Consider the following 26981-nt stretch of genomic DNA (forward strand, 5'->3'; position numbering starts at 1 on the left):
GCGCGGATCGACTGCGGACTGCTTCAATCATCACTTCTATAATGCATTTGTATCTTGCGCCGCGTGACGCTGTGGTCTTTTCGGATGAGCGGGCGGATTACGTTCTTTTCTCACCGGCAAACGCCGCCTGGCTCAATCGAAACGGCTTTGCACTGTTCGCGTGGTTCAGTCGAAAAGGCTTGAAACGCTTTGCTCTCGCGCGGTTCGGGCAAGGGCTTCTCCGAGCAGCGGCGCGACGGTGACGCGGCGGATGTTGGCGGTCTGGCGTTGCGCTTCGGTGTCTTGAATGGAATCGGTCAGCACCAGTTCCCTGAGGTTGCTGGCGCCAATACGCTCGCAAGCCCCCTCGGAAAGCACGCCGTGGGTGATGTATGCCGAGACCTCTCTGGCGCCCGCTTCCAGCAAGGCGTCAGCCGCATTGATCAAGGTCCCGCCGCTATCGATGATGTCGTCGATCAAGAGGCAGGTCTTCCCGAAGACGTCACCAATGATGTTCATGACCTCCGACACGCCGGCGCGGGGGCGCCTCTTGTCGACGATCGCAAGATCGGTGCCAATGCGCTTGGCGATGCCGCGAGCCCGCGCCACGCCGCCGGCGTCAGGCGAAACGATCATGAGATTCCCGACGTCGTAGCGCTCTTTGATGTCGCGGGTCGTCACCGGCGCCGAATAAAGGTTGTCGGTCGGGATATCGAAAAAGCCCTGAATCTGGTCTGTATGCAGATCGAGCGTCATAACGCGATTAACACCCGCGCCGGCGATCATGTTGGCGACCAGCTTCGCCGAAATCGGTGTGCGGCCGGTGGCGCGGCGGTCCTGACGGGCATAGCCGAAATAGGGGATGACGGCGGTGATCCGGCGCGCAGACGAACGGCGCAGCGCATCGGTCAGGATCAACAGTTCCATGAGGTTGCCGTCGGCAGGAGCACTGGTCGACTGGAGGATATAGACATCCTCGCCGCGCACGTTCTCGTGAAGTTGAACGTTGACTTCCTGGTCGGCGAAGCGCCCGACCGTACAGTCCGTGAGGGGAAGATTGAGATATCTGGCAATGGCTTCGGCAAGGGCGCGGTTGGAGTTACCGGTCACCAGCTTCATGAGCGCAATCCTGTTACAGGGAGCCTTTGAGGCAGCTTTAGAGCCTCGCCGGTGGATTCACAACCAGTGCTGCACATTTTTGTGACGCAACCGGTTTGGGGTTGTTTGAGATGGCTGTTCGCGACGCTGCACTCCGGTGCCTTAATGTCTGCGCAAATGCCGTTCGTCGCCGCTTAAAAGCCGTTGGTCGAATAGAGGTGTATTCGCAACGGGGTTGCTCTGTCGGCATGCGGGCGAAGCCTCTAGGTTCCCGCCATTCGATCACGGACGACGGGGAACGGGAATGTCGATCAAGCATCTATCCATTGCGACGGTTCTGCTGGTGGCCGGCCATTCGGTGGCGGCGGCGCAGAGCTGCGAGAAGAATTTCAAGGCGAGCGGCGTTCCGCTGGTGACGCCTGTTTTCTATAAGACCTGGCAGGAGTTCCCGAAGCTGAAGCCCGAGACCGCTCTGCAGCGGATGGCGCGGGGCGTCGCGGCGGAAGGCTTTTCCGGGATCGAGATCAACAAGGCACTCGGAACCATCGAAGCTTACCAGGATACGGCAGGCTCCGGGCGGCTGCAGACATTGCGAGTCGTCGCCCGCAAGCGCGGTTCAGGCACGCGGGTTGATGCGATGTTTGATATTCAGGTGGGGCAGGTGGCCACCAAGCAGGTGGTGCAGGAAGGCCTTTGCAACATCATCCGGTCCGCGACCGAATAGGTGCCGCGCGCAGGTCTTTTACACGATCTGCGCGAGATTCTGCGGACAAACAACTATTATCTGCTCTGCCCACTTGACGCGGAAGCATGGTGTGCGAAGTCATTCGCCATGAAGAGAAGCACACCAGTGCATCCGCGTGTTTTCGGGTAAGAGATGACCTATTAATTTCATTCATACTTCCGTCGCATATTGCGCGACACCATGAGCGTGGCCCTCGCTTGGCGAGGGTCACGCCATTTCAAATGAAAGCAATCAAAGCGTCTACCGGTATGTGCGGTCGAGCGAGATCTTGCTTTTGGCCTGGACACTGCATGCGGCCCTGTGGCTGCGCGTTGCATTGCTGAAATTGACTTTAAATGATTGTTGCATGCTCGATCGACAGGCGCTTCGCGGAACTCGCGGGTGTCATGCTTTACTCGCTCGAAAAGAACGGTGGCATTCCAGATGCGCAGGTCTTTATCCTAGGTGACGGGCTGCGGGTGTCCGACAAGGAAATGCTGCAAGCCTGTGCCAAACGGAAGCTGTGCTTCATCGATGTCGAAGGCGACATTCTCTCAAAAATCTCAGGCCTGAAGACGACGAGCTACTGGAGCCGCGCTACCTACGCTCGACTGTATCTGCCGGAATTGCTAGCCGACCGGCACGACCGTCTGCTCTACCTGGACGCTGACACGCTGATCAAAAAGAGCCTGGCACCACTGGCCGATCTGTCGTTTGAAGGCAGGGCCGTTGCAGCCGTTCCCTATGATGACCCGACGCGTTTCAATCCGTCGCTCGGCCGAGAGGCGAACACACCCTACTTCAACGCGGGAGTCCTGCTGGTCGATATCGATGCCTGGAACGCGCAGGACTATACCGCTCGCATTGCCAGGCTGCTTCAGGCGCGTTCGTTCGACTTCTTGGATCAGGACGTACTGAACCTTACGACCGAAGGGAGTTTCGTTCATCTCCCCGGCCACTGGAATGCGCAGAAGGGGTGGGAAGACTATTCTCAAGCTTCCATCGTGCACTTCACTCACGCCAAGCCGAACACGAAAGAATGCGAGCACCCGGAGAAGGCGACGTTTCTGGAGTACCGGAAACAGACGCCCTGGCGTTCGGCGCGACTAATCACAAATCGCGACCGGCGCATTCGCACGCTGCTGCTATCGATCAGAAAGAAGTGGCAGTGGCTCTCGGCGTTTGCTCGGTAGCTGCGCCTGACTTGTGTAGGGGCAGTGCGGCGCGGGCCGCATAGCACCGCCGCCAGCCATGCGCTCGGTCAGCCCCGCTTTTCCAGGCCGTTCAGCACGGATTGCGCGGCGGCCTGCGCCTCCAGCATCGACGTGAAGTTGCCTTGGGCGGGGTAGGTGACGCCGCGGAACTTGATGACGAAGCACCATTTGCCGTTGATGCGTTTCTCGACCTTTACGGTGGTTTCCGGTTGCTTGTCGGTGCTCACCCTGTCGTCTCCCTGATTCGGCATTCTTGCGCCAAGGCCGCCCAGATACGCCGAGGAGAGCGGTTATGTCCACCGCAGGGTGCGCGACCGTCGATGCAAATGTTCCGGGCGAGGGGTGAAGGCGAACGTCGCGTCCGTTTTCATTCGTCCATGGTCAGGCGGACTGTCCCACGGCGTTCGGAAACGGTGAAACAGCCCTATCGATCCTCATGATCGACGCGCCAAGTTACGAATGCGGCGTTGGATTGATAGTCGTGATCGCGCGAGGCTTGCGCCATGGTGAAGCGATTACCAGCGTTGTTTCATTTTGACGCAACGCCTCTCCGGCTTGATAACGCCGCAACGGAACCTTGACCTCGGCGATCGCGGCGCCGACGCAGGCCGTTTATTGTTCACATGGAAACGACGTGTTCGCAGATTGGTGTCTTATCAGTGTGAACAATCGGGGCGATATTTCCATCAACACTTGTTTTTGCCCGAGAGGCTCAGATGTTGAAGGAACCAATTTTTACCTTTCGCGAGATCGCCATTTGGTCCGCTATTCTTGGCAGCGTCGTCGGCTACCAGCTTTGGCAGCACGCCGATCCTGCGCCGCTGACGATCACTCTTCCTACGATCGAGCAGCAGCTTTGATGGATGCCTGCGGAGTTGCGCCTCCGGCAAGCTGTCGAAATGCGTCCACGGCGATCACCACTGGTTCTCAGCCGTCCATGCAAAATAAAAAGGGGCCGCTCCGGCCCCTTTTTGCTGCGTGTGATGTCGCTCACCCGTCGATGTCGTCGATGATCTCCACGGCCCTGCCGGCGGAGACGCGGCGGACTTCGGCTTCCTCGCGGCGACCGGCGAAAAGTTCGGTCGCCATCAGCTGGTCGGCAAGGTCGGCCGGCAGCGAGAGGATGACGCGGGCGTCTTCCGTGTGGATGCCGCCGAGCGCCGAGCGCTTGGCGGTGATCATGCCGCCCGCCACCGTGTTGTTGGTGTCCGGATCGATCAGGATGAACGCGCCGGTGGTGCGGTTCTGCTCGTAGGTGTCGAAGATCGCCTGCTCGTCGAAGGCGAGATGCACCTTGCCGATAGCGTTCATCGGCAGCTGATCGGCCTGGTTCCACTTACCGGTCTGGAGGTCAAGCTGGCTTGCCGGCTGCACCTGGACGCGCTGGCGTCGGCTGCCACTCTTCAGCCAGTAGCGCTTGCCGGGCTGGATGCCTTCGGCCTGCAGCGCGACGAGCTGGGCGTCGAAGGAAAGACCGGTCAGCGGCTGGCTGTCGATCGCGACGATCATGTCGCCGCGCGAGACGTCAACCTGGCGGTCGAGCACGAGCGTGATCGCGTCGCCGGCGACCGCTGCGTTGCGCACGAGATCGAAGGTGACGATCTTGGTGACGTTGGCAACCATGCCCGAGGGCAGGATGACAACACTGTCGCCGGGCTTCACGGAGCCGCCGGCAACCGTGCCCTGATAGCCGCGGAAGCTTTCGCCGGGCCGCGAGACGCGCTGCACAGGCAGGCGGAAACCAACGGTCTGGGCCGAACGGGTGGTTGCCAGCTCCAGTACCTCGATCAGCGTCGGGCCGTCATACCAGGGCATCGAGGCGCGGCCGTCGTAGACGACGTTCTCGCCCTTTAGCGCCGAGACCGGGATGGCGATGACCTGGCGCACGCCAAGCGACAGCGCCAGCTCGCGGAACTCGTGGCTGATCTCTTCGAAACGGGCGCGGTCGTAGTCGGTGAGGTCGATCTTGTTGACCGCCAGCACGAACTGCTTGATGCCCATCAGCGTCGCGATCGTCGCATGCCGGCGGGTCTGTTCGAGCAGTCCGACGCGGGCGTCGACGAGCAGCACGGCGAGGTCGGCGGTCGAGGCGCCGGTCGCCATGTTGCGGGTATATTGCTCATGACCGGGCGTGTCGGCGACGATGAACGAGCGCTTGTCGGTCGAGAAGTAGCGATAGGCGACATCAATGGTGATGCCCTGTTCGCGCTCGGCCTGCAGCCCGTCGAGCAGCAGCGCGAAATCGGGAAGGCCAAGATCGTTCTGCTTGCCTTTGGAATCGCGCTGAAGCGTCGCTGCCTGGTCTTCCTTGACCGCCTTGGTGTCCCAGAGCAGGCGGCCGATCAGTGTCGACTTGCCGTCGTCGACCGAGCCGCAGGTGATGAGCCGAAGGGGACGGCTGTCACGGGTGGCGCGCGCCGGCTCCTGCGCCGGGAAAGCGAGAACTTCGCCAGCTGCAACGTGCTCGACGGCATTCGCGGTTGCGGGTGCGGTCATCAGAAATATCCTTCGCGCTTCTTCTTTTCCATCGAGCCGGATTGGTCACGGTCGATGGCGCGGCCCTGGCGTTCGGAAACGGTCGCGGTTTCGAGTTCGGAGATGATGTCGTCGAGCGTCGTCGCGGTCGAACGGATGGCGCCGGTCAGCGGGAAGCAGCCGAGCGTGCGGAAGCGGATGACTTCTTCGCGCTTGGTCTCGCCAGGCAAAAGTTCGAGGCGCGGGTCTTCGGCGAGGATCATCATGCCGTCGCGTTCGACGATCGGGCGCTTTTCAGCAAAGTAGAGCGGTACGATCGGAATGTCTTCGGCCTGGATGTAGCGCCAGATATCGACCTCGGTCCAGTTGGACAGCGGGAAGGCGCGCACGCTCTCGCCCTTGCGGATCATGCCGTTGTAGACGTTCCAGAGTTCCGGACGCTGGTTGCGCGGGTCCCAGCGGTGGTCGGGCGTGCGGAAGGAGTAGATGCGCTCCTTGGCGCGGCTCGCCTCTTCGTCGCGACGCGCGCCGCCGAAGGCAGCATCGAACTGGCCGGCGTCGAGCGCCTGGCGCAGCGCCTCGGTCTTCATGATGTCCGTATAAAGCGCCGAACCGTGGGTGAACGGCGTGACGTTCTCGGCGGCACCGCGCGGATTGACGTGCTCGATCAGGTCAAGGTCGTAGCGCTCGACGATCTCGTTGCGGAACGCGATCATTCCGGCGAATTTCCAGCCGGTGTTGACGTGCAGCAGCGGGAAGGGAACGCGGCCGGGATAGAAGGCCTTGCGCGCCAGATGCAAGAGAACCGAGGAATCCTTGCCGATCGAATAAAGCATGACCGGGCGCTCGAACTCGGCGGCCACTTCGCGGAAGATGTGGATCGCTTCGTTTTCCAGCGCCTTCAGATGCGGATCGAGCGGCGGCTTGGCACTCTGCGGATTATGCAGTTCCGTTTCCGGATGGATGTGGGGCATTTCAGTCTCCGGGAGGATTTGTCTTCGGATGAGCGCGCCAGCCTCAGGCGGCGCTGCTCGAATTGGGGATGATGGAGCTTGCGGCGGCCTCGGGAACATGCAGACCACATTCGCGCTTCTCGTCGTTCTCCCACCACCAGCGGCCGGCGCGCTCGGGCTCGCCGGGCTTGATGGCGCGGGTGCAGGGCTCACAGCCGATCGACGGATAGCCGCGGGCGTGCAGCGGGTTGACCGGAACGGCGTGCGTGGCGACGTAGCTGTTGATGGTCTCGATGTCCCAGTCGGCCAGCGGATTGATCTTGATCAGGCCGCGTTCGGCATCTGCCTCGGCAAAGGGCGTGGAGGCACGGTTGCCCGACTGGCCGCGGCGCAGCCCGGTAACCCAGAAGCTTGCTCCTTCGAGTGCGCGCGCAAGCGGCTTCAGCTTGCGCACGTCGCAACAGGCATGTCGCGCTTCGACGCTTTCATAGAAACCGTTGAGACCGTAGCGCGCCGCATAGGCGTCAATGTCGGCCTTTTCCGGATGGTAGCGCTTGATCAGGATGTCGTAGGCTTCTTCCGTCTTGTCGATCAGCGCCGCGGTCTCATCGAAGAGACGACCGGTCTGAAGCGTGACGACATCGACGGCAAGCTTGTTCTTGCCGATCGCGGCGGTAATCACCTGATCCTCGATGCCGAGCGAGGTCGTGAAGACTGCCCGCCCTTCAAGGCTTGCAACGAGCGCCAGCCGTCCGGCGAGATCCAGGCTTTCGAGCCTCTCGTTCAGTGCCTTGGCGGTGGTTTCGAGGGATGACGTGGTCATGGCTGCGTCCTGTTCCAACTTGGGCGGAATATCGCAGCCGAACAGGACAATGGACAGAAATAGCGGTTTCTAATGCTGTTTGTTTGGAGCAAATCTGCCTCTCAGATCGAAAAGCAGCGAAAAACCGAATATAGGCTAGTAATTTACTAGATTTAATACTGTATGTGGCAAAAGCTGGAGACGCGAACCCTGCGGCTCGCGTCTCCTTGTTTTGCGGCCGAAGCCTGATCGTCAGAACTCCGCCCAGCCGTCCTCCTGTGGTCGCGCGCCGCCGCGATAGGCGCCGGCGAGCTTGCGGGTCAACGCACGTGCGGGCGAGGGGGCTGCACTTTCCGTGGCACCACTTGCCACGAGGCGTGGTCCTGCCGAAGAGCCGATGCCGGTCCTGAAGCGCATCAGGAGGTCGTTGAGCGCGCCGGCCTCGCGGGCAAGGCTGTGGCTGGCGGCGGTCGATTGCTCAACCATCGCCGCATTCTGCTGCGTGCCCTGGTCAATGGCATTCACCGCCGTATTGATCTGCTGGATGCCGGCTGCCTGTTCGCGGGCGCTTTCGACGATCGCCGTCACGTGGTTGCTGATCTCCTTGACCTCGACGATGATGCTTTCGAGTGCCGCGCCGGTCTCTCGCACCAGGGTGACGCCGGATTTGACCTGCTGGCCGGATGTGGCGATCAGCACCTTGATCTCCTTGGCGGCTTGCGCCGAGCGCTGGGCAAGCTCGCGCACTTCCTGGGCGACGACGGCAAAACCCTTGCCCGCCTCACCGGCGCGGGCCGCCTCGACGCCGGCGTTGAGCGCCAGCAGGTTCGTCTGGAAGGCGATGTCGTCGATCACGCCGATGATGCTGGAGATCTCCCGCGACGACGCTTCGATGCCGCTCATGGCGGTGACGGCATTGCCGACGATTTCGCCGGATTTCTCCGCAGCACCTCGGGTGCGGGTGACGAGCGTGCCCGCCTCTTCCGCGCGCCGGCTGGCATCGGCGACGGTGGTGGCGATCTGGTCGAGTGCCGCTGCTGTTTCCTCGACCGAGGCGGCCTGTTGTTCCGTGCGCTTGGAGAGGTCGCCGGCGGCGGAGCGGATTTCGCTGGCGCCGGCATTGATGCTGCGGGCATTCTCCCCGACCGAGCGCAGTGCCTCTTCGAGGTTGGTGACCGAGCTGTTGAAGTTGGTTCGCAGCGCGTCGAGCCGTTCGGCAAGCGGCGTGTCGATGCGGAAGGTCAGATCACCTTCGGCAAGGCGATCGAGACCAAAGCCGAGCGCGCTGACTGCCGCCTGGACCTCGGCCGCCTCTTTCGCCTTCTGTGCCTCGCGCTGTTCACGCTCGCGTTCCGACAGCGAACGACCGGCTTCGGCCTCTTGCTCCAGCCGCTCGCGTTCCAGCGCATTGTCTCGGAAGACGGCGACAGCGCCGGCCATCTGGCCGATTTCGTCGCGGCGACCTTCGCCGAAGATCAGTGCCTTGAGATTGCCGGCGGCAAGCTGGCGCATGGCTTCGCGCAGGCTCGTCAGCGGGCGCAGCAGGCGGGCAATGACGAACCAGACGGTTGCGCCAAGCATGAGCAGGGCGAAGCCTGCAATCACGCTTTGCCAGAGTGTCAGGTTGTCCTTCTCGGCATTCGCCGCTTCGAGCTCGCCGTTAGCCTCGGAAAGCTGCAGCTTGATCAAGTCGCTGATTGGCGCGGCGAGGGGATCGACTGATGAGTAGAGCTTGGTATCGACAAAGCGTTCGAGTTCGGCCTTGTCCTGACGCTGCATGATCTGCACGAGATCGCGGATCGACGCATCACTTGCGATGCGCGCCCTGTCGAAAATCTCGGTCAGCGTCTTTTCCTCCGGCGTGAGCCGTGTGGCTTCGTAGGTGCGCCAGCGCGTATCGATGGTCGCAAGCGCCGTGTCGATCGCTTTTGCGCCGGCCGCCCAGTCCAGGGCGCCGCTGCGGACCTTATGGGTCGTGTCGACGATTTCGACCGCATACATGTCGGACACCGTCTTCAAGTGGTCGACCGGCAGCAACCGGTCGACGACAATCGATTCGGTGCGTTTGGAGATGGAAGTCAGCGCACTGAAGGCCGTAACGATCATGACCAGCATGGCGACGGCGAGCAGGGACAGACAGACGAGCAGGCGTGCTTTGATTGTCATGAATAACGCTCCGCGGTTGCCCGCAAGGCAAATCATCCTCGGCCGATGGCCGCGGGCACGGCCGCAAAGGCATCGGTAAGCGAGCTCGCCTTGGCAGGGGAGTGATGTCGATGATGGGATGGAGCACGCGATATTACGCGGCGAAACTGCCGTCATGGCATGTTCGCCCAGCGTTCACTCCGTCTCATATAGACATAACAACCGGAGATTAAGAATGGCTAAATTTTAAGCTGTTGATTAAAGTTCGCGCAACCCAAGATTATCGCAACCATAGGCGGTGGCTGTCTGCGATGCTCAAGAAGTGTTGAAGACCGCGTCCTTTCGCAAACCGCTCTTCGGGTTCAAGCTGCCACCTCTCCGAAACAGGCGAAGGAGCAGGGACATGTTGAATGCCATTTCACGCCGTGGCGTTGTCGCAATCATCCTGACGGGGCTTCTGGTTACCGGCGCCTATGCCCATCACGGATGGTCCTGGGCCGAGGCCGACCAGATCGAGCTCAAGGGCACCATCCGCGAGATCTCGATGGCGCCGCCGCATCCGACCTTACAGGTGGAGTCGTCCACGGATGGCATGTGGCACGTCGAACTCGGCAATCCCCGCCAGACGGAGCGCTCAGGCTTTGTCGAGGGATCGGCCAAGGCCGGTGACGAGATCATCGTTCTCGGCAACCGTTCGCTCGACCCGAACGAAAAGCGCATGAAGGCGGTGCGCATCACGGTCGCCGGCAAGACCTATGACATCTATCCGGAACGCATCCGGGCCGGTGGATGAGCGGCGCGGAGCTCGTCGAGTGGATCGCCGGCTGGCCGGTGGGCGCGGCGCTCAGACGCTCGGCGATCCTCTATCTCGTGGTCAACGCGGCTCATATTCTCGCGATCGGCCTGCTCATCGGCGCGATCGTACCGCTTGATCTGAGGCTGCTCGGGCTTGTCGGTGATGCGCCCGTCGCGGTGCTTGGACCCTTTCTGGCGCAAGCGGCTGCGATCGGCCTGGCGATGGCGATCGTCACCGGCTTTTGCCTCTTCAGCGTCAGGCCTTCGGCCTATCTCGCCAATCCGGCGTTTCTGACCAAGCTCGCGCTGCTGGCAATCGGAATGCTCAATGCACTGTCGGTCCGCGCGGGTACGGCCTGGTCGGTCGCGCGCGCAGGGGGAGCCGTTGCGTTGCGCCTGCGTGCGCAGGCGCTTGCCTCCTTGGTCACATGGCTGGGTGCTCTGCTCGCCGGCCGCTGGATCGGCTTTCTCTGACGCTGATCCTATCGCTCGCCTGCCGTTCTCCACGCGGGAAGGGCAGGCTCCTGTTCGACCGTTCTTCCTCGCACGAACTGCAGCGTTGTCTCGGCCACGCGTTGGCCGAGATGACTTGCCGTCTCAAGATCGGATGGTGGCGGCGCCAGATCGGCGCCCTGGTCGACATAGGACTGGGCGCCGGCGCCCAGCCAGAAGCCAAGCCGGTTGAGATCGTCAGGTGATCCTTTGGTCGAGTGGTTGGCCGGTGGTAGGTCGAGGTTGATCCAGTGCATGCCATGCTGGGCAGCAAAGAGAGCAAGTTGCATCAGCGTCGCGAGTTTATCGCCCGAGGCGGTTCCCGAGTTGGTGAAACCGGCAGCAAACTTGTTTTTCCAAAGGTAGCCCTTGGCCATCACGGCACTGGAACTCGCTTCCTGAAATGACTTGAACGCGGCTGACTGGCCTCCGACATAGGTCGGCGTGCCGAAAATGATCGCCTCGGCCGAGCGGAGATCGTTCCACCGTGCCGGTGCATCCTCAACCGCTAGGAGCAGACCTTGTGCGCCGTCGACGCGCTCGATACCGGCTTTAACAGCCTTGGCCTGGCGTGCCGTGTGCCCGTATCCGCTGTGGTAGATGACGGCAATGCATATGTTGCTCATGGTTTGGTCTCCTATGGTTTCGTGTTGGGCCTGCCGTGCGAGTAGAGGCACGCGCCTTCGGCGCGTGGCAGGTTAAGTTTGGTTGGAGCAGGGGCGATCAGCAGAGCTGTCGGCTCTGGTGCCTGTGCGCGGGAGCGCGATCGTTAGGGCGCGGTCACCCGTCGCTCAATGAACGGCCGGAGCATCGAGATATGTCAGCGCTTCTGGGAGGTGTTTTAGCTTGTCCGGATTGCGCGTGACATAGATGACGGTGATTCGATCCCGCTCGATCTCGATCGCCGTGGTCTGCAGGACCCCGTCTTCGATGGTGATAAAACCAGGCAGCCCATTGATGAACTCGTAACGCACGAGCCGCGACATCGCCCGGGCAAAGATCAGCCTCAGCGAGGCGTGCAGCATTATCACCTCGTCTATTCCGACGATCGGCCGTCTTGGCGCCACTGTCTTGCCGCCGCCGTCGGCATAGACGATCGCGCCGGTCGCAAGCAGCGAACGAAGCTTGTGCAAATCGCCGCCACGGGAAGCGGCAAAGAAGGCGGCGGCGATTTCCATGCCCTGTTCCCGTGGCATCGCAAATCGCCGGCGGGTCTCGCGGACATTGACACGGGCACGGCTGGCCAGTTGACGGCAGGTTGCTGCCTTGCGGCCGAGCGTCTCGCCGATTTCATCGAAGCTGACACCGAAGACGTCGTGCAGCAGGAAGGCCGCTCGTTCCAGCGGCGACAGGCGTTCCAGTGCCATCATCAGAGGCAGGGTAATGTCGTCTAGTTCGTCGCACTGCTCGACGACCGGTTCCGGCAGCCATGGCCCGAGGTAGGTTTCGCGCCGCCGCCGTGCCGACTTCAACTGGTTGAGGCAAAGGCGTGTCACGATCCGGCCCAGAAACGCCGATGGTTCTTTGACGGCCGCACGGTCGGCGTTCAGCCAGCGCAGGAATGCTTCCTGTACGACATCTTCGGCTTCGCTGACGGAGCCCAGCATGCGATAGGCGAGGCGGATCAGTCGCGGGCGTACCGCGCCGAAGGTCGTTCTGACGTCTTCGTCGGTCATCCCGGCCATCACGCGCCCCGCTGCGATATGGCGCGGCCGGCCCCGAAATGGCTAGCGCGCACACGGGGCCATGATGGCATCACCGCTGCGGCGGTCCCATGCGGATCGGGGTTCGCTGTCATCTTCGTCTCCTTCATCTCAAGCACTCGAGAAGACAAGACAAGATAACACCGGCGAATGTGACATGCGGCCGTCGATCGCCGGCAAAAAAGTTCGCCTTGCGGCGAACTATCTGTCGCTGACCTGCCAGCGCGGGTTGATCCACGGTTCCTGGTTCGATCTGGCGAGGGGCTGCTTGCCGAGAATGTGGTCGGCCGCCTTCTCGCCGGTCATGATCGACGGGCTGTTCAAGTTGCCGTAGGTCACGTGCGGGAAGATCGAGCTGTCGGCGACACGAAGGCCTTCGACACCGATGACGCGGGTCTCCGGATCGACCACCGCCATCGGGTCGTCCTTGGCACCCATCCGGCAGGTGCCGCAGGGGTGGTAGGCGCTTTCCAGATGCTCGCGCAGGAACGCGTCGATCTGTTCGTCCGACTGGACCTTCTCGCCCGGCTGGATCTCCGGACCGCGATAGTGGTCGAAGGCTTTCTGGCCGAAGATCTCGCGGGTGAGGCGCACGCAGTGGCGGAACTTCTCCCAGTCCTCCGGGTGGCTCATATAGTTGAAGCGGATGACGGGGTCGGCCATCGGATCGGAGGAGCGCAGCGTGACGTTGCCGCGCGACTTCGAGAGGTTGTAGCCGACATGCACCTGGAAGCCGTGGGTGTTGGCGGCCGCCTTGCCGTCGTAGCTGATCGCCACCGGCAGGAAGTGGTACTGGATATCTGGCTGCTTGACGCCGGGGGCCGAGCGCAGGAAGGCGCAGGCCTCGAACTGGTTGGAGATGCCGAGGCCCTTCTTGAAGAACAGCCACTGCGCGCCGGCAACGCCCTGCCAGAACCAGGGCAGCCAGGAATAGAGCGACACGGGCTTGGTCGAAATCTGCTGGAAATAGAACTCCATATGGTCCTGAAGGTTTGCGCCCACGCCTGGTCGGTCAACCTTCACCTCGATGCCCATGTCCTTCAGGTGCTCGGCCGGGCCGATGCCCGAGAGCATCAAGAGCTTCGGCGAATTGAACGAGGAGGCCGAGACGACGACCTCACGGTTGGCCTTGACGACCTCGATCTTGCCGCCGCGCTCGATCTCGACCCCACTCGCCCGGCCGTTCTCGATGATGATCCGACGGGCGAAGCAACGCACGAGCGACACGTTCTGCCGCTTCATCGCCGGCTTCAGATAGGCGTTTGCCGCCGACCAGCGCCGGCCCTGCCAGACGGTCTGCTCCATCAGCCCGAAGCCTTCCTGCTTCGAGCCGTTATAGTCATCGGTGAGTTCGAAGCCGGCTTGCTGGCCGGCCTCGATAAAGGCATGGAACAGCGGATTGTGGACCGGGCCGCGTTTAACGTGCAGCGGTCCGTCGGTTCCGCGCCAGCCGGCTTCGCCGCCGTGGCTGTTTTCCATGCGCTTGAAATAGGGCAGCACATCCGCATAGGCCCAGCCGCGCGCGCCGAGTTCTTCCCAGCGGTTGAAGTCTTCCGCATGGCCGCGCACATAGACGAGGCCGTTGATCGAGGAGGAGCCGCCGATCACCTTGCCGCGTGGCGCGGTGATGCGGCGGTTGTTGAGGTTCGGCTCAGGCTCAGACAGATAGCCCCAGTTGTAGCGCTTCATGCTCATCGGCCAGGCAAGCGCTGCCGGCATCTGGATGAACGGCCCCGCATCCGTGCCGCCATATTCCAGCACCAGGACGGTATTCTTGCCGTCTTCTGAGAGGCGATAGGCGAGCGCCGAGCCGGCGGAGCCGGAGCCGATGATGATGTAATCTGCCTGCATAAGCGTCGTCTTTCTCTAGCGTCTCTAGAACCGGCTGGTCTTGCGCTGCTCTCTCGGCCCCTCATTCCCGTGCCTGTCACAGGAAGTCAGCCAAGCGACGTCTGTCGCTTGAAGACTCTTGTGCGTCACCGATGTGGCGCTGCTGGATCCCCGGAGCTCGCTACGCTCGCCCGAGGATGAGGGAGGTAAAACAGCCGCCTCTCAAGGGGGGCGGCCGCAGCCCCAATACTCAATACGGCGCCTGCACCGGTCCCATGCCGACATAGACGGTCTTCAGCTCGCTATAATGGTTGAGCGCCGCGACCGAATTCTCGCGGCCGAAGCCGGATTGCTTGGAGCCGCCGAAGGGGATTTCCACCGGGCAGAGATTGTAGGTGTTGATCCACAGCGTACCGGCCTCCAGCTGGTCGACGACGCGGTGGGCGCGGGTAATGTCGGCGGTGAAGACGCCGGCCGAAAGGCCGAATTCGGTGGCATTGGCGCGGGCGATCACCTCGGCCTCGTCGTCGAAGTCGAGCACGCACATGACAGGCCCGAAGATTTCCTCGCGCGCGATCGTCATCCCGTCGGTGACGTCGGCAAAGACCGTCGGCTGGATATAGGTGCCTTCGGCATTGACCGCATTCGGAATGCCGCCACCGGTCACCAGTCGCGCACCTTCGGCCTTGCCCTTCTCGATATAGGAGAAGACCTTGTCGCGCTGCGGCGCCGAGACCATCGGCCCGAGCTGCGTTGCCTCGTCCATCGGGTCGCCGATGACGATCGCCTCGGTGCGGGCTTTGAGCCGCGTCAGGAACTGTTCCTTGATGCCCTTGTGCACGAAGACGCGGGTGCCGTTCGAGCAGACCTGCCCGGTCGAATAGAAATTGCCGAGCATGGCGCCGCCGATGGCGCTTTCGAGGTCGGCATCGTCAAAGACGATCAGCGGCGACTTCCCGCCGAGTTCCATGGTGACGTGCTTGAGTTCGGCCGCTGCTGCACCCGCCACCTTCTTGCCGGTCGGGACCGAGCCTGTCAGCGACACCTTGGCGACGTCAGGATGGTTGACGAGCAGGGGCCCGGTGGTGCGATCGCCCTGGATGACATTGTAGAGGCCCTTCGGCAGACCGGCTTCGACGAGAATTTCGGCGATCTTCAGGGCGCCGAGCGGCGTGTTTTCCGAGGGCTTGAAGACCATGGCGTTGCCGGCGGCGAGCGCCGGCGCGCCCTTCCAGCAGGCGATCTGCTGCGGATAGTTCCAGGCGCCGATCCCGACGCAGACGCCAAGCGGCACGCGCTTGGTATAGGCAAAGTCGCCGCCAAGCGGGATGTAGTCGCCATTGAGGGCGGTGGCGATGACGCCGCCGAAGAACTCGAAACTGTCGGCGCCGGAGGTCGGATCCGCGACGATCGTCTCCTGGATCGGCTTGCCGGTGTCGAGCGTTTCGAGCTCGGAGAGCTCGCGGTTGCGCTCGCGCATGATCTCGGCGGCGCGCTTAAGGACCCGGCCGCGCGCCGTCGGGCTCATAGCCGCCCATTCCGGCTGGGCGCGCTTGGCAGCGGCAATCGCCTTTTCGACGATCGCCGGCGTTGCCGCATGCAGCCGGGCGATCACTTCGCCGGTCGCCGGGTAGATGCTCTCGATGACAGTGCCTTCGATGTCCTCGACATATTCGCCGTCGATGAAGTGCGAGGCTTGCGGTTGGGCTTTCATGTCATTCTCCCCGCGGATAGCGTTTGGATTCCTCGAGATTGTCGAGGTTCATATGGTTGCGCATGTAGCGCTCGGATGCCTTCTGCAGCGGCTGGTGATCCCAGGGGTAATAGGCGCCGTTCCGGAGCGCCTCGTAGACCACCCAGCGCCGGGCCTGGCTTTCGCGCACGGCCGCATCGAAACCTTCCATGTCCCAATGGGCGGCGCACATGTCCTGGAACGCCTGCAGGGTTGCCGCCTGTACCGGCGTTTCGGGCTTGGCAGCGAGGTTTGTCAGTTCCAGCGGATCCGCTTCGAGATCGTAGAGCTGGTCGGGATCGAGCGCACAGTGGATGTATTTCCATTTGCCTTCGCGGATGGCGACCAGCGGCGCGTAGGAGGCTTCCGCCGCATATTCCATCAGCACCGGCTCTGAGCGCTCCTCGCCGTTGATCATGGGCACCAGGCTGATGCCATCGGTCCAGGGCTTGACCTCGTCCATGGTAATGCCGGCGAGGTCGGCAAGCGTCGGCGTCACGTCGAGATTGGAGGTCGGCGCCAGATGCAGGCCGGCTGCGACGCCGGGGCCGGCGACCATCAGCGGCACGCGGGCAGAACCCTCGAAGAAGTTCATCTTGAACCACAGTCCGCGCTCGCCGAGCATGTCGCCATGATCCGAGCAGAAGAGGATCAGCGTGTCGTCGAGCATGCGGGTGCGCGTCAACGTATCCAGAAGTTCGCCGACTTTTTCGTCAAGATAGGAAATGTTGGCGAAATAGGCGCGGCGCGAGCGGCGGATGTTGTCTTCCGTCAGGTCAAAATTGACGTAGTCGCAGGAATGCATGATGCGCTTGGAATGCGGATCCTGCCGGTCGTCCGGCAGCATGCCGACCTCGGGCAACAGATGCTCGCAATCCTCGTAGAGGTCCCAGAACTTCTTTCGCGCCACGTAAGGGTCGTGCGGGTGGGTGAACGAGACCGTCAGGCACCAGGGGCGGCGCTCCGCGTCGTCGTTTTCGCGCGACAGCTGGTAGAGCTTCTGGTTGGCAAGGAAGGCGACCTCGTCGTCATATTCCATCTGGTTGGTGATCTCGGCGACGCCGGCGCCGGTGACCGAGCCCAGATTGTGGTACCACCAGTCGATGCGCTCGGCGGGTTTGCGATAGTCCGGCGTCCAGCCGAAATCGGCCGGGTAGATGTCGGTCGTCAGCCGTTCCTCGAAGCCGTGCAGCTGGTCCGGGCCGACGAAATGCATCTTGCCCGACAGCGCCGTGTAGTAGCCGGCGCGGCGCAGGTGGTGTGCATAGGTCGGGATCGACGACTGGTACTCGGCGGCGTTGTCGTAGACGCGGGTGCGGCTCGGCAGTTGCCCGGCCATGAACGAGGCGCGGGCAGGGGCGCAGAGCGGCGACGAGGTGTAATTGTTGCGGAACCGGGCCGAACGGGCGGCGAGTGCCTTCAGGTGCGGCGCATGCAGGAACGCGGCCGGTCCGTCGGGAAAGAACTTTCCGTTCAGCTGGTCGACCATGATGATCAGGATGTTCGGTCTTGCGATCATGCGGCCGTTCCCTGGTATGTGAGCCGATCGATGTGCGAGGTGACATAGTCTTCGGTAAGCGCGATCGAAGCTTCGATGCTGATCGGCGCGGAGCGCAGACTCTGGCGGATATAGAGCCCGTCGATCATCGCAGCTGCGCCTTCGGCAATGCGTTCCGCGTCATCATCGGCACAAAGCGTCTTGAGGCTCGCCAGCAGATTGGATCGCAGGCGCCGGGCATAGACCACGAGCAGCCGCCGCACCTCTTCCGAGCGCTGCGCTTCCGAGTAAAAGGCAAGCCAGGCGGCGATCGTATCAGGGGCGAACTGGCTTGCCTGGAAGGAGACGCGGATGAGCGCGCTCAGCCTTTCGCGCGGGCCTGCCACGGTGCGGAGCGCCGTCACCGTGTCGTCGCGCAATTGCCTTAGAAGGCTGCGGATGGTCTCGATCAGCAATTGTTCCTTGCTGCCGAAATAGTGGTGGGCAAGGGCAGGGGAAACGCCGGCGTGGCGGGCGATCTCGGACATGGTGACGGCAAGCGTGCCCTGGTCGCCGATCACGCGCAGCGCTGCGTCGACCAGCGCCTTGCGGCGCACCGGTTCCATCCCGACCTTCGGCATCCGTCTCTCCCTTGACGATGATCAGTCTATTTTTGATTGACTCATCAATCAATAAAAATCGGCTGTGTTTTCACTTTCCTTTTGTGCAGAAATCCGGCTCAATCCCCGCGTTAGCGATCTCACGTTGCAAAGGACTGGAGGTTGAGATGACCCACGCATTCGATCGAGCCGACAAGTCAGCGGTTGCCGGTAAATGGGGGTGGTTCGTCGCCCTCGGCGTGCTGTTGATCATGTGCGGCGGCCTTGCCTTCGGCAATCTGCTGATGGCGACGGTCGCGTCCGTCTATTATGTCGGGATCATCATGCTGGTCGGCGGGCTGTTCAATCTCGCCCACGCCTTTCAGGTAAAGGGCTGGGACAGCGTGCTCTACTGGGGCCTGAGCGGCGCCTGCTATACGATCGCCGGCCTTTTTGCCTTCATCAATCCCGTGCTCGCCTCGTCCTTCCTCACCTTTATCATGGCGATCGCCTTGATCGTCGCGGGTTGCTTCCGTATCTGGGTTGGCCTGAAGCTCAGGCCGCTGCAGGGCTGGGGCTGGGTTGCACTCGGCGGTCTGGTCACGCTTGTGGCCGGCCTGATCATCGCTGCCGGCTGGCCGGTCAACAGCCTCTGGATCCTCGGCCTGTTTCTCGCCGTCGACCTCGTCATGCAGGGCTTGTCGCTGATCGCCTTCGGCGTTCTGGCCAAGGGCTGAGTTTAGCGCGAGGTGCTGCCGAGCAGCGCCTCGAGCAGCCGGAGCAGATCGCCGCGAAGATCGGCAAGACCGTTTGCAGCGAGCGCCTCAAGTCCGATCAGCGCGCCGTAGAGCGCGCTGGCGCCGCTGTGGCTCTCACTTGACGAAAATCCGCAATGACCGAGCAGGTCGGCAATGTAGCCAAGGCGGCGTTCGTCGACGGACTTAAGGGTCATGGCGGCCATGGTGTCGAAGCGCGCCCATTCGCGGACCGCGCCGTCCGTCAGCAAGCCGCCATAGGGAAGGCTGCGTTCGTCGGTCGCGGCATGCACCAGCAACCGCAATCGCTCCTGCGCCGTTACTTCCACGGCTTCGATTTCCGCGATGATCGCGTCTGTCGCTTCGCGCGCCCAATGGGCAAGCATCTTTGCCTTAAGATCCGGCACATCCTTGAAATGCCAGTAGAAGGAGCCCTTGCTCACCTTCAGGTCGCGGGCGATCGCCTCGGCCCGGATCGCCTGCACGCCGCCGGTCGTCAGTGCGCGGAAGGCGGCCTTGATCCAATCATCGCTCGTGAGGGTACTTTTTGTCGTCATGGCCTTCCATACGTCAGCGTATTGACTGATGCAACCAGGTCGCGTACATACGCTGCCGTATGGTGAAGATTGGAGGCGAAGGCATGAGCAAATGGCTTCTGGCAGCGGGCATCCTGTCCCTGGCGACAACGGGCATTCATCTCTTTGCCGGCGGGCCGGAGGTGCATGTGCCTTTGCTTGCAAGCAGCCCCTCGGCGCTGCTTAAAACCTATGTCTCGCTTCTCTGGCACGCGACGAGCGCCATCCTCCTGATCAACAGTATCGCCCTGCTGTTTGCCGCCGTGAACGGGCGTTACCGTGCGCCGTTGGCCGCTGCGGTGATCGTGCAATATCTCGCCTATGCGGTGCTCTTCATCGGCTACGGGTTTGCCTATCTCGGTTCTCTCTCGACCACGCCGCAATGGGCGGCCTTTCTCCTCATGGCCGCGCTCGCGGCGATCGGCGTGCGGTCGGGCAAAGGGTCTCCGTCAACCGTAACCGCTTGAGGCGGTCCGCCCACAGGCAAGCAAGGAACCCATCATGTTGGCGGCAATCGCGATCCTGCTTTTCCTCGTTCTTTCCGGTATCGCCGGGCTGCATGCCTACTGGGCGTTCGGCGGACTTTGGCCCTGTGACGACGAAGAAACGCTTGTCCGCACGGTGGTCGGCACGAAGCACCGGTCGGCGATGCCGCCGGTCTGGCTGACGCTGGTCGTCGTCGTACTCCTCTTTGCGGCGGCGCTCCTGCCATTGTCCGTGACGCCCGTCTTTGCAGGGCTTTTGCCGCCGATCCTCGGCCATGGCGGCCTTGCGGGGCTTGCCGCCATCTTCGTCGCCCGTGGCCTCCTGGCCTTCACCACCGCGTTCCACCAACGCCACGGCACGGAGCCCTTCGTGACGCTCGACCGTCGCATCTACGGTCCGCTCTGCCTGGTCATCGGTGCCGGATACCTGACATTGCTCGTTCTCGTCTGAACCATCCTGGCGCGACGGTCAGGATGGGGCAGACGCCGACCGATCGCAGGACTTGCTCATGAAACTACTGATTTCATTAGAGTGTTTGCATCTGATTGGCGCAGTTGCGGCTGTCACATAGCTTTCATCAAAGCTTCATAATGGGGAAAGACTTCGTTGACGCTTGCTGGCCATGCTGCCGGCGTTCGACCGTCCGTCCCATATTTCTGGAGCCCGGCATGTCCGCCGCCCCCGCCGAAATTCTCTCGTTGCGCCGGTTTGGCGACGACCAGATCGTAACGCTCGCCAAGCTGGTGATCGAAACCGCCTTCCAGCCGATCGCAGAAGCGGCGACCGGCACCGTCTTCGGCTACGAATCCCTGATGCGCGGCTTTCAGAAACTCGGCTTTGCCTCGCCGCTGGAGCTGCTCGACAAGGCGGAAGAAGAAGGGCAGCTGCTGGCGCTCGAACACATGATCAACAGTCGCGCCGTCGCCGGCTTTGCGACGCTGCCCGATCATTCCGCACGCACGCTGTTCCTCAACTTCGACTCACGCCTCGTTGGCGGTGAAGGCGACATCGTCGAACGCCTCGTCAACCACTTGAAGCGCGCCAATATCGCCCCGTCGGCACTCTGTTTCGAGCTTTCCGAGCGCTTCGATGGCGGCAAGATGCCGGATTTCTCGGCCCTCGTGCGTGATCTCCGGCTTGCCGGTTTCAAGCTGGCGATTGACGATTTCGGCGCCGGCTTCAACGGGCTGAAGCTGCTCTGCGACCAGCCGGTCGACTATGTGAAGATCGACAGACACTTCGTCTCGGGCATCGAGGCCGATGCCCGCAAGCGCCATCTCGTCCGCCACACGGTCAACACCGCCCATGTGCTCGGCACGCGGGTGATTGCCGAAGGTGTGGAGACGGAGGCGGAGTTTCTGACCTGTCGCGACCTCGGTTGCGATCTGGTGCAGGGTTATTACGTCGCCCGGCCGACGACGCATCTGAGCGAACTTCTGCCTGCCTATCCGCATCTCGACCAGAGCGTCGCCAGCCGGCGGTCCTCGTCTTCGCTGGACGGCATCCTGATCCGCAAGCAGATCGAGCAACTGCCGACCGTTCGCGAAAGTGACGAACTCGATTCCGTCTTCGATCTCTTCCGGCGCAATCCGCGCCAGGGATTCTTCCCGGTCCTGAACGCCAATGGCGAGCCGCGCGGCATCCTGCACGAGTATCACGTCAAGGAGTTGATCTATCACCCTTTCGGCCGCGATCTCCTGAAGAACCGGATCTACCAGCGGCGGATTTCGCACTTCGCCAGCCCGGCGCCGATTGCCGATCTCGACACGCCGGCGGATGAAATGCTGAAGATCTTCGCCGGCATGGACGGCAGCGATTGCCTGATCCTGACGGAGAACATGCGCTACGCCGGCACGCTCTCGGCCTCGTCGCTTTTGAAGATTATCAACGAAAAACAATTGAAGATGGCGCAGGAGCAGAATCCGCTGACGGGTCTGCCCGGCAACCGCGCCATCCGCGACTATGTCCAGGACGCGATCCTCGACGGCGATCATGCGCGTTACTTCTGCTATTGCGATTTCGACGACTTCAAGCCCTTCAACGATACCTACGGTTTCCAGAAGGGCGATCTCGCGATCACGCTCTTTGCCGCCCTGCTGCGCCGCCATTTCATCGGCGAGGAGAAATTCCTCGGCCATGTCGGCGGCGACGACTTCTTCGTCGGTGTCAGCGGCTGTTCGGTCGAGGAGCTGGAAGCGGTGCTGAACCGCCTGCTCGACGATTTTCGCTCCGACGTAGGCCAGCTCTATTCGCCGGAGCATCAGGCGGAGGGCCGCATCAGCGGCTACGGCCGTGACGGCTCGGCGAAGGATTTTCCGCTGATGCGCTGCTCGATTGCCGTCCTGGGGCTGCCCGAAGGCTTTGTTTTCTCCGACGCCCAGGCCGTCAGCGCCCGCATCGCCGAGATCAAGTCGCGCGCCAAGGCGAGCGATACCGGTCTTGTCATGGATGCACTCGGCGGCTGAGCTGCGCTTTCGACGACCGCTCGTTCGACAATCAGCCTTTTCGCCTCGCGTTTCCGGCGCTACCTATGCGCCTTGAGAATTCGCGAGGTAGTGCCATGTCTCTTCCATTGGAAATGCAATTCATCGACCTTCCAGCCCCGGGCGGGCCTGAAAACATGGTGCTCGCGAAGGGGCCGTTGCCAGAGCTCAAGCCGGGCGACATCCTCGTTCGGGTGGAGGCGGCGGGCATCAACCGTCCCGACGTTTTGCAGCGCAAGGGCGACTATCCGCCGCCGCCGGGCGCAAGCCCGATCCTCGGCCTGGAAGTGGCGGGCGAAGTCGTGGCGCTCGGCGAGGGGGCTCAAGGGTTCCGGATCGGCGACAAGGTCTGCGCGCTCGCCAATGGCGGCGGCTATGCGGAATATACGGCGGTGCCCGCGACCCAGGCGCTCGCCTGGCCTAGGGGTTATGACGCCGTGAAGGCGGCCGCCCTGCCGGAAACGTTCTTCACCGTCTGGGCCAATGTCTTCGATATGGCCGGGCTGAAAGCGGGCGAAACCATCCTCATCCATGGCGGCTCCAGCGGCATCGGCACGACGGCGATCCAGCTCGCCAAGGCCTTCGGCGCCGAGGTCTTCGTCACCGCCGGCAGCACCGAGAAATGCCGCGCCTGCGAAGCGCTCGGCGCCAAGCGCGCGATCAACTATCGCGACGAGGACTTCAAGACGGTCGTTCTCGAAGAGACCGGCGGGCGTGGCGTCGATGTCATTCTCGACATGGTCGGCGGCCGCTATTTCGACCGCAACATCGGTTCGCTCGCCAAGGACGGCCGTCTGTCGATCATCGCCTTCCTCGGCGGCGCCAAGGTTGAAGGGGCGAACATCGCGCCGATCCTGACCAAGCGGCTGCATGTCATGGGCTCGGCCTTACGTCCGCGCACGGCGGCGGAAAAGCAGGCGATCCGCGACGGTCTGGTTGAGAAGGTCTGGCCGCTGCTGGAAACTGGCAAGGTCGCGCCGGTCATCCATTCCGTCCTGCCCTTCAGCGCGGTTGCCGACGGCCATCGCCAGATGGAGCAGGGCGACCATGTCGGCAAGATCATCATGTCCCTGTGATCGGAACGATCGTCAGGCCTGTGATCGGCGGCGAAGAGGAAAACGATCTTCGACCATCGTCGCCCTTGTAATCGCTGGTGGATCGCTTACCTTCAAATCATCAGCAACGAACAGAAAGGAAGGTGGTCCAATGTCTAATGAGATTTCGGTCTTGGTGAAGGGCATGGAAGAGGTGAAGGTGTCGAGGCAGCCCTCGGCATAATCCCCGCCTTCCTTCGGGTCTGAAAGCCCGGGCCAGTCATACGGCCAAAACTCATGGAAGGGTCGCCTCGCGCGGCCCTTTTCCATTTTTAGCACTTGGCTCAGCATCAAGCCTCGCCTAACCGGCCGATCCGACCGGCGCCGTTTCCTGGATCAGCAGCCAAGGGTTCGGTTCGTTGTCGACGAACTCCTCCCGGATATGCTTCAGCACTTTCCTTTGCCCGGCAAAGGGCACCATGCGGAGCGCTTCGTCAAAGCTCACCCAGCGAAACGCGCTGTGTTCGGCATTGAGCCGGACCGTGGCGCCCTTGGCTGCAAAGCCGACGAAGACGGGCAGCAGGCTGATGGCATTGCGGTCGGCCTCGTAAAACTGCTCGCAGATGTCGGCGGAATAGAAACGGTCGGGCCGCAGGCCCGTTTCCTCCTCGACTTCGCGCAGGCCCGCCTGCCAGGCCGTTTCATTCGCTTCGATCGCGCCGGCGACTTGGCACCAGGTTCCTGCAAGTGTTCCGGTGCGCTTGAGAAGGAGAACCTCGAAGGTGCTCCCAGCCGGGCGGAGAACGACAACCGAAACAGCAAAGCTCCTGATCGGTATTTCATGCATGCGGGCGCGTCCTCCTGATTCGACCGGCGCACCATGCAATGCAAACCACCGGCGCTCAACCTAAGCGATGGCCCGTCAAGCCTGGACCATCATATGCCGATGCGTCCGATCGCCGGAACCTTGATGGCGGGATTGGCGAAGTCGAAACCGGCGACAAGGCCGAAGAAATGCAGCTCGAGGCCGCTGCGAACACCCGCCGAGATACCGGCCAGGCCATAGAGCGTCGCGTGCAGGTCGCGCCCGTCGGCATCGATCTGGAACAGCTTTCCCTCCGGCAGATAGTCGCGGCCGACTGCGTCCGGCGGCAGCACGGCGCCGAGTTCCGGTACGGTTCGCAGCACGTGGGCGACGAAGGTGTTGGAGTTCGGGCCGGGCCAGATCCGGTAGCCGCCAGGCGAAGCGTAAGGGTAGCTGGCGATCGCCGCCTCGATCTTCGGGATCAGCCGCGTGGCGTCAGCGCCGCTCACCGAGACGACCAGCCGCGGCTCATTCGAGTACCAGCGTGCATCCGCCGGATAGCCGTTCTTGCGGATCGGTTTGCCCCAGCCGACCTTGTCGTAGCGATCGTAAGTGGCAGCGCCCTCATTCTTGGTCACGATCCAGGCGTGGCTCGCGACAGCACCCTTCATGCCGCCCGTGGTCGCCGAGAACACGTAGATCGCCGCGTCTGCGCTTTCCGTTGCCTTCGGCAGGATCCCGGCCGAGGACCAATCGGCGTCGCGCCAGCTTTGCGGCCGGTCCTGCATGTACCACCAGCCGGCCGAGGCCAACGCCGGCAGCAGGTAGATGACGAGAAAAGCAGCGGCCAGCCTGCGGGCGAATTTCATGAAAACTCCGTTTCTTGCCGGTAAAATCCTGCTAAATGCACGGAGCAATTTCGGATATTTGAGGGCAAGGCATGTCAAATCCCGTTCTCGTCGAAGTTACCCGCGGAAACCTCGTCGAAAGCCGCCACCGCGGCGTGGTCATTGCCGTCGACGGCGACGGCCGGACCGTCTTCTCGCTGGGCGAAACCGACAGCGCCGTCTTCCCGCGCTCGGCCTGCAAGGCGATGCAGGCGCTGCCGCTGATGGAAAGCGGCGCGGCCGACGCCTACGGCTTCGGCAACCGGGAACTGGCGCTTGCCTGTTCGTCCCATTCCGGTGAGCCGGAACATGTGGAACTGGCCGCCAAGATGCTGGCCGCCGCCGGCCGCGATGTCTCGGCGCTCGAATGCGGCGCCCATTGGTCGTCCGACCAGAAGACCCTGATCGGCCAGGCCCGCAGCCTGGAAGCGCCGACGGCGCTGCACAACAATTGCTCCGGCAAACATTCCGGCTTCATCTGTGCCTGCTGCCATTCGGGCACGGAGGTGAAGGGTTATGTCGGCTACGACCATCCGCTGCAGCGCGAAATCCGCGGCGCTATGGAAAGCCTGACGGGCGCGATCCTTGCCAAGGACAATTGCGGCGTCGACGGCTGCTCGATCCCGACCTATGCGGTGCCGCTGAAGGGGCTCGCACACGGTTTCGCGAAGATGGCGACCGGCGTCGGCCTTGAAGCCGAGCGCGCCCGCGTCTCGCGGCGGCTGATCGAGGCCTGCATGGCCGAACCCTTCTTCGTTGCTGGCACCAAGCGCGCCTGCACGCGGCTGATGAAGACGGCGCCCGGCCGCATCTTTGCCAAGACCGGGGCGGAAGGTGTGTTCTGCGCCGCCATTCCGGAAAAAGGCATCGCGATCGCTTTGAAGTGCGAAGACGGTACGACCCGGGCTGCCGAAGCCATGGTCGCGGCAACGCTTGCCCGCTTCTTCAGGGACGAGCCCGAGCTGCACGCGGCGCTGACGGCGCAGGCCAACCATTCCATGCACAACTGGAACGGCATCCATGTCGGCGACGTCAGAGTGACCGACGCTTTCGCCGCCTGAACTGTGGCGGGCCATCTCGGCCCGCTCACTTTCCCGACGTTCCGCTGTCGGCGCAGTGCGCCATCAAGCGCCGATGATCGCAATGTCCGTGCCGTCATAAGGGGCGAGCATGTCGTCGCTGATCTCGTTGGGAACGATGAAGCCCGAGAGCTCGGGGATCGCGGCCACGTGGTGCGGCGAGACCGCATCGAATTTTTCCACCGTTGCGAGCACGTAGGTTTCCGCGGCCTGGCCGAGGATCGCCCGCTTGACGGCCGCCTCCTCGAAGTCGCCGGTTGAAACACCGTGGGCCGGGTGAATGGCGGTGACGCCGAGGAAGAACAGGTCGGCTCGGATGCCGGCAATCGCTGCAAGCGCTGCTGCTCCCGTCGCGACCATCGAATGCTTGTAGAGCCGCCCGCCGATCAGGATAACCTCCGCTTCGTGGCGCTCGAGTTCGGCGGCGATCGTCGGGCTGTGGGTGACGACGGTCAGCCGCATGTCGCGCGGCAGCGCCCGGGCAATCTCTGCATTGCTCGTGCCGCCATCGAGAAAGATTGTCTGACCGGCTTCGATCATCGCAGCCGCCTTTTGTCCGAGCCGGCGTTTGACGTCGCCGGCGATCTCCTGACGCGCCGCAAAGCTGGGCAGCGGCGGCACCAGAGGCAGCGCGCCGCCGTGCACGCGCTTCAGCAGTCCCTCCGCCGCCATTTCGCGCAGATCGCGCCGGATCGTGTCCTCGGACAGGTTCAACTCGTCAGCCATGCTCTTGGCGACGACCTCGCCATCTCGCGCCAGCCGCGCCGAAATCAAAGCCCGCCTCTGTATCGTCAGCATGAAATGTCTCCTTGACTCTTCACGATATTGCACGAAATATCACGATTATTCCAGAATAATC

At 62.6% G+C, this 26981-nt stretch carries 28 protein-coding genes; 11 read left to right on the plus strand and 17 right to left on the minus strand.

The window, feature by feature from the left end; genetic code table 11:
* Positions 1–165 precede the first annotated feature (165 nt).
* On the minus strand, positions 166–1098 hold the full coding sequence (locus IB263_RS04625) for a ribose-phosphate pyrophosphokinase (protein ID WP_210338200.1): 933 nt from the start codon (positions 1096–1098) through the stop codon (positions 166–168).
* A 289-nt stretch (positions 1099–1387) separates the two neighbouring features.
* Here IB263_RS04625 and IB263_RS04630 point away from each other — a divergent pair, with 289 nt between their 5' ends.
* Both IB263_RS04630 and IB263_RS04635 read left to right on the plus strand, forming a co-directional pair.
* Positions 1388–1801, plus strand: a complete 414-nt coding sequence (locus tag IB263_RS04630) for a hypothetical protein (RefSeq protein ID WP_034789415.1) — start codon at positions 1388–1390, stop codon at positions 1799–1801.
* A gap of 356 nt (positions 1802–2157) precedes the next feature.
* Complete coding sequence (locus IB263_RS04635) at positions 2158–2994, plus strand: glycosyltransferase family 8 protein (RefSeq protein ID WP_192437755.1); 837 nt, start codon at positions 2158–2160, stop codon at positions 2992–2994.
* Positions 2995–3062: 68 nt separating this feature from the next.
* Here the strand turns inward: IB263_RS04635 and IB263_RS04640 are convergent, their stop codons facing one another.
* On the minus strand, positions 3063–3242 hold the full coding sequence (locus IB263_RS04640; protein WP_034789185.1) for a hypothetical protein: 180 nt from the start codon (positions 3240–3242) through the stop codon (positions 3063–3065).
* A 489-nt stretch (positions 3243–3731) separates the two neighbouring features.
* Here IB263_RS04640 and IB263_RS04645 point away from each other — a divergent pair, with 489 nt between their 5' ends.
* On the plus strand, positions 3732–3875 hold the full coding sequence (locus IB263_RS04645; protein WP_192437757.1) for a hypothetical protein: 144 nt from the start codon (positions 3732–3734) through the stop codon (positions 3873–3875).
* Positions 3876–4005: 130 nt separating this feature from the next.
* On the opposite strand, the gene cysN is transcribed toward IB263_RS04645, so the two are convergent.
* The 4 genes from cysN to IB263_RS04665 form a co-directional block, all read right to left on the minus strand.
* On the minus strand, positions 4006–5511 hold the full coding sequence (gene cysN, locus IB263_RS04650; protein WP_034789186.1) for a sulfate adenylyltransferase subunit CysN: 1506 nt from the start codon (positions 5509–5511) through the stop codon (positions 4006–4008).
* Positions 5511–6464 (minus strand): sulfate adenylyltransferase subunit CysD, encoded by a 954-nt coding sequence (cysD, locus tag IB263_RS04655; RefSeq protein WP_192437759.1) that lies wholly within the window; start codon positions 6462–6464, stop codon positions 5511–5513. Before cysD ends, cysN begins: the two co-directional genes overlap by 1 nt.
* A gap of 43 nt (positions 6465–6507) precedes the next feature.
* A complete protein-coding gene (locus IB263_RS04660) occupies positions 6508–7266 on the minus strand; it encodes a phosphoadenylyl-sulfate reductase (RefSeq protein ID WP_034789190.1) in 759 nt (252 codons plus the stop codon).
* A 231-nt stretch (positions 7267–7497) separates the two neighbouring features.
* Positions 7498–9411, minus strand: coding sequence for a methyl-accepting chemotaxis protein (locus IB263_RS04665; RefSeq protein ID WP_192437762.1), 1914 nt, complete (start codon positions 9409–9411; stop codon positions 7498–7500).
* Positions 9412–9793: 382 nt separating this feature from the next.
* Here IB263_RS04665 and IB263_RS04670 point away from each other — a divergent pair, with 382 nt between their 5' ends.
* Positions 9794–10183 carry a DUF6152 family protein gene (locus IB263_RS04670; RefSeq protein ID WP_034789195.1) on the plus strand — a complete coding sequence of 130 codons (390 nt, stop codon included), beginning with the start codon at positions 9794–9796 and terminating at the stop codon, positions 10181–10183.
* Positions 10180–10659, plus strand: a complete 480-nt coding sequence (locus IB263_RS04675) for a DUF6644 family protein (RefSeq protein ID WP_113554604.1) — start codon at positions 10180–10182, stop codon at positions 10657–10659. Before IB263_RS04670 ends, IB263_RS04675 begins: the two co-directional genes overlap by 4 nt.
* Before the next feature lie 8 nt (positions 10660–10667).
* Here the strand turns inward: IB263_RS04675 and IB263_RS04680 are convergent, their stop codons facing one another.
* The 6 genes from IB263_RS04680 to betI form a co-directional block, all read right to left on the minus strand.
* Positions 10668–11303 carry a flavodoxin family protein gene (locus tag IB263_RS04680; protein ID WP_089043836.1) on the minus strand — a complete coding sequence of 212 codons (636 nt, stop codon included), beginning with the start codon at positions 11301–11303 and terminating at the stop codon, positions 10668–10670.
* Between the two features lie 165 nt (positions 11304–11468).
* Complete coding sequence (locus IB263_RS04685; protein WP_113294585.1) at positions 11469–12362, minus strand: sigma-70 family RNA polymerase sigma factor; 894 nt, start codon at positions 12360–12362, stop codon at positions 11469–11471.
* A 219-nt stretch (positions 12363–12581) separates the two neighbouring features.
* Entirely contained in the window at positions 12582–14231 is a 1650-nt protein-coding gene (gene betA / locus IB263_RS04690) for a choline dehydrogenase (RefSeq protein WP_060529828.1), read from the minus strand.
* A 229-nt stretch (positions 14232–14460) separates the two neighbouring features.
* Positions 14461–15924 carry a betaine-aldehyde dehydrogenase gene (gene betB, locus IB263_RS04695; RefSeq protein WP_034789204.1) on the minus strand — a complete coding sequence of 488 codons (1464 nt, stop codon included), beginning with the start codon at positions 15922–15924 and terminating at the stop codon, positions 14461–14463.
* A 1-nt stretch (position 15925) separates the two neighbouring features.
* Positions 15926–17461: a choline-sulfatase gene (gene betC / locus IB263_RS04700; protein WP_192437764.1), complete on the minus strand. Its 1536-nt coding sequence runs from the start codon at positions 17459–17461 to the stop codon at positions 15926–15928.
* The gene (betI, locus tag IB263_RS04705) at positions 17458–18060 is read right to left on the minus strand and encodes a transcriptional regulator BetI (protein WP_034789209.1); all 603 of its coding nucleotides are present in this window, start codon (positions 18058–18060) and stop codon (positions 17458–17460) included. The genes betC and betI overlap by 4 nt, the downstream gene beginning before the upstream one ends.
* 146 nt (positions 18061–18206) lie before the next feature.
* On the opposite strand from betI, the gene IB263_RS04710 reads away from it, so the two are divergent.
* On the plus strand, positions 18207–18755 hold the full coding sequence (locus IB263_RS04710; protein WP_034789210.1) for an HdeD family acid-resistance protein: 549 nt from the start codon (positions 18207–18209) through the stop codon (positions 18753–18755).
* Between the two features lie 2 nt (positions 18756–18757).
* Here IB263_RS04710 and IB263_RS04715 read toward each other — a convergent pair whose 3' ends face one another.
* A complete protein-coding gene (locus IB263_RS04715; RefSeq protein ID WP_060603933.1) occupies positions 18758–19330 on the minus strand; it encodes a TetR/AcrR family transcriptional regulator in 573 nt (190 codons plus the stop codon).
* An 83-nt stretch (positions 19331–19413) separates the two neighbouring features.
* Here IB263_RS04715 and IB263_RS04720 point away from each other — a divergent pair, with 83 nt between their 5' ends.
* From IB263_RS04720 to IB263_RS04735, 4 genes are all read left to right on the plus strand, one after another.
* On the plus strand, positions 19414–19815 hold the full coding sequence (locus IB263_RS04720; protein WP_112770437.1) for a hypothetical protein: 402 nt from the start codon (positions 19414–19416) through the stop codon (positions 19813–19815).
* Positions 19816–19849: 34 nt separating this feature from the next.
* Positions 19850–20284, plus strand: coding sequence for a DUF3995 domain-containing protein (locus IB263_RS04725; protein WP_051659152.1), 435 nt, complete (start codon positions 19850–19852; stop codon positions 20282–20284).
* A 218-nt stretch (positions 20285–20502) separates the two neighbouring features.
* Positions 20503–22299 carry a GGDEF domain-containing protein gene (locus IB263_RS04730; RefSeq protein WP_060603942.1) on the plus strand — a complete coding sequence of 599 codons (1797 nt, stop codon included), beginning with the start codon at positions 20503–20505 and terminating at the stop codon, positions 22297–22299.
* 95 nt (positions 22300–22394) lie between these two features.
* A complete protein-coding gene (locus tag IB263_RS04735; RefSeq protein ID WP_060603945.1) occupies positions 22395–23393 on the plus strand; it encodes an NAD(P)H-quinone oxidoreductase in 999 nt (332 codons plus the stop codon).
* Positions 23394–23405: 12 nt separating this feature from the next.
* On the opposite strand, the gene IB263_RS04740 is transcribed toward IB263_RS04735, so the two are convergent.
* The 3 genes from IB263_RS04740 to IB263_RS04750 all read right to left on the minus strand — a co-directional run bounded on the left by IB263_RS04740 (position 23406) and on the right by IB263_RS04750 (position 25025).
* Positions 23406–23702 carry a hypothetical protein gene (locus IB263_RS04740; protein WP_060603948.1) on the minus strand — a complete coding sequence of 99 codons (297 nt, stop codon included), beginning with the start codon at positions 23700–23702 and terminating at the stop codon, positions 23406–23408.
* A gap of 10 nt (positions 23703–23712) precedes the next feature.
* Entirely contained in the window at positions 23713–24198 is a 486-nt protein-coding gene (locus IB263_RS04745) for an NUDIX pyrophosphatase (protein WP_060603950.1), read from the minus strand.
* A gap of 89 nt (positions 24199–24287) precedes the next feature.
* Positions 24288–25025: a DUF3750 domain-containing protein gene (locus IB263_RS04750; protein ID WP_192437766.1), complete on the minus strand. Its 738-nt coding sequence runs from the start codon at positions 25023–25025 to the stop codon at positions 24288–24290.
* A 71-nt stretch (positions 25026–25096) separates the two neighbouring features.
* Between IB263_RS04750 and IB263_RS04755 the strand changes: the two genes are divergently transcribed.
* Positions 25097–26104 (plus strand): asparaginase, encoded by a 1008-nt coding sequence (locus IB263_RS04755; protein WP_192437768.1) that lies wholly within the window; start codon positions 25097–25099, stop codon positions 26102–26104.
* 63 nt (positions 26105–26167) lie between these two features.
* On the opposite strand, the gene IB263_RS04760 is transcribed toward IB263_RS04755, so the two are convergent.
* Positions 26168–26920, minus strand: coding sequence for a DeoR/GlpR family DNA-binding transcription regulator (locus tag IB263_RS04760; RefSeq protein ID WP_192437770.1), 753 nt, complete (start codon positions 26918–26920; stop codon positions 26168–26170).
* Positions 26921–26981 lie beyond the last annotated feature (61 nt).

The sequence above is a fragment of the Ensifer sp. ENS03 genome (assembly GCF_014852035.1).
GTDB classification, from domain to species: domain Bacteria; phylum Pseudomonadota; class Alphaproteobacteria; order Rhizobiales; family Rhizobiaceae; genus Ensifer; species Ensifer adhaerens.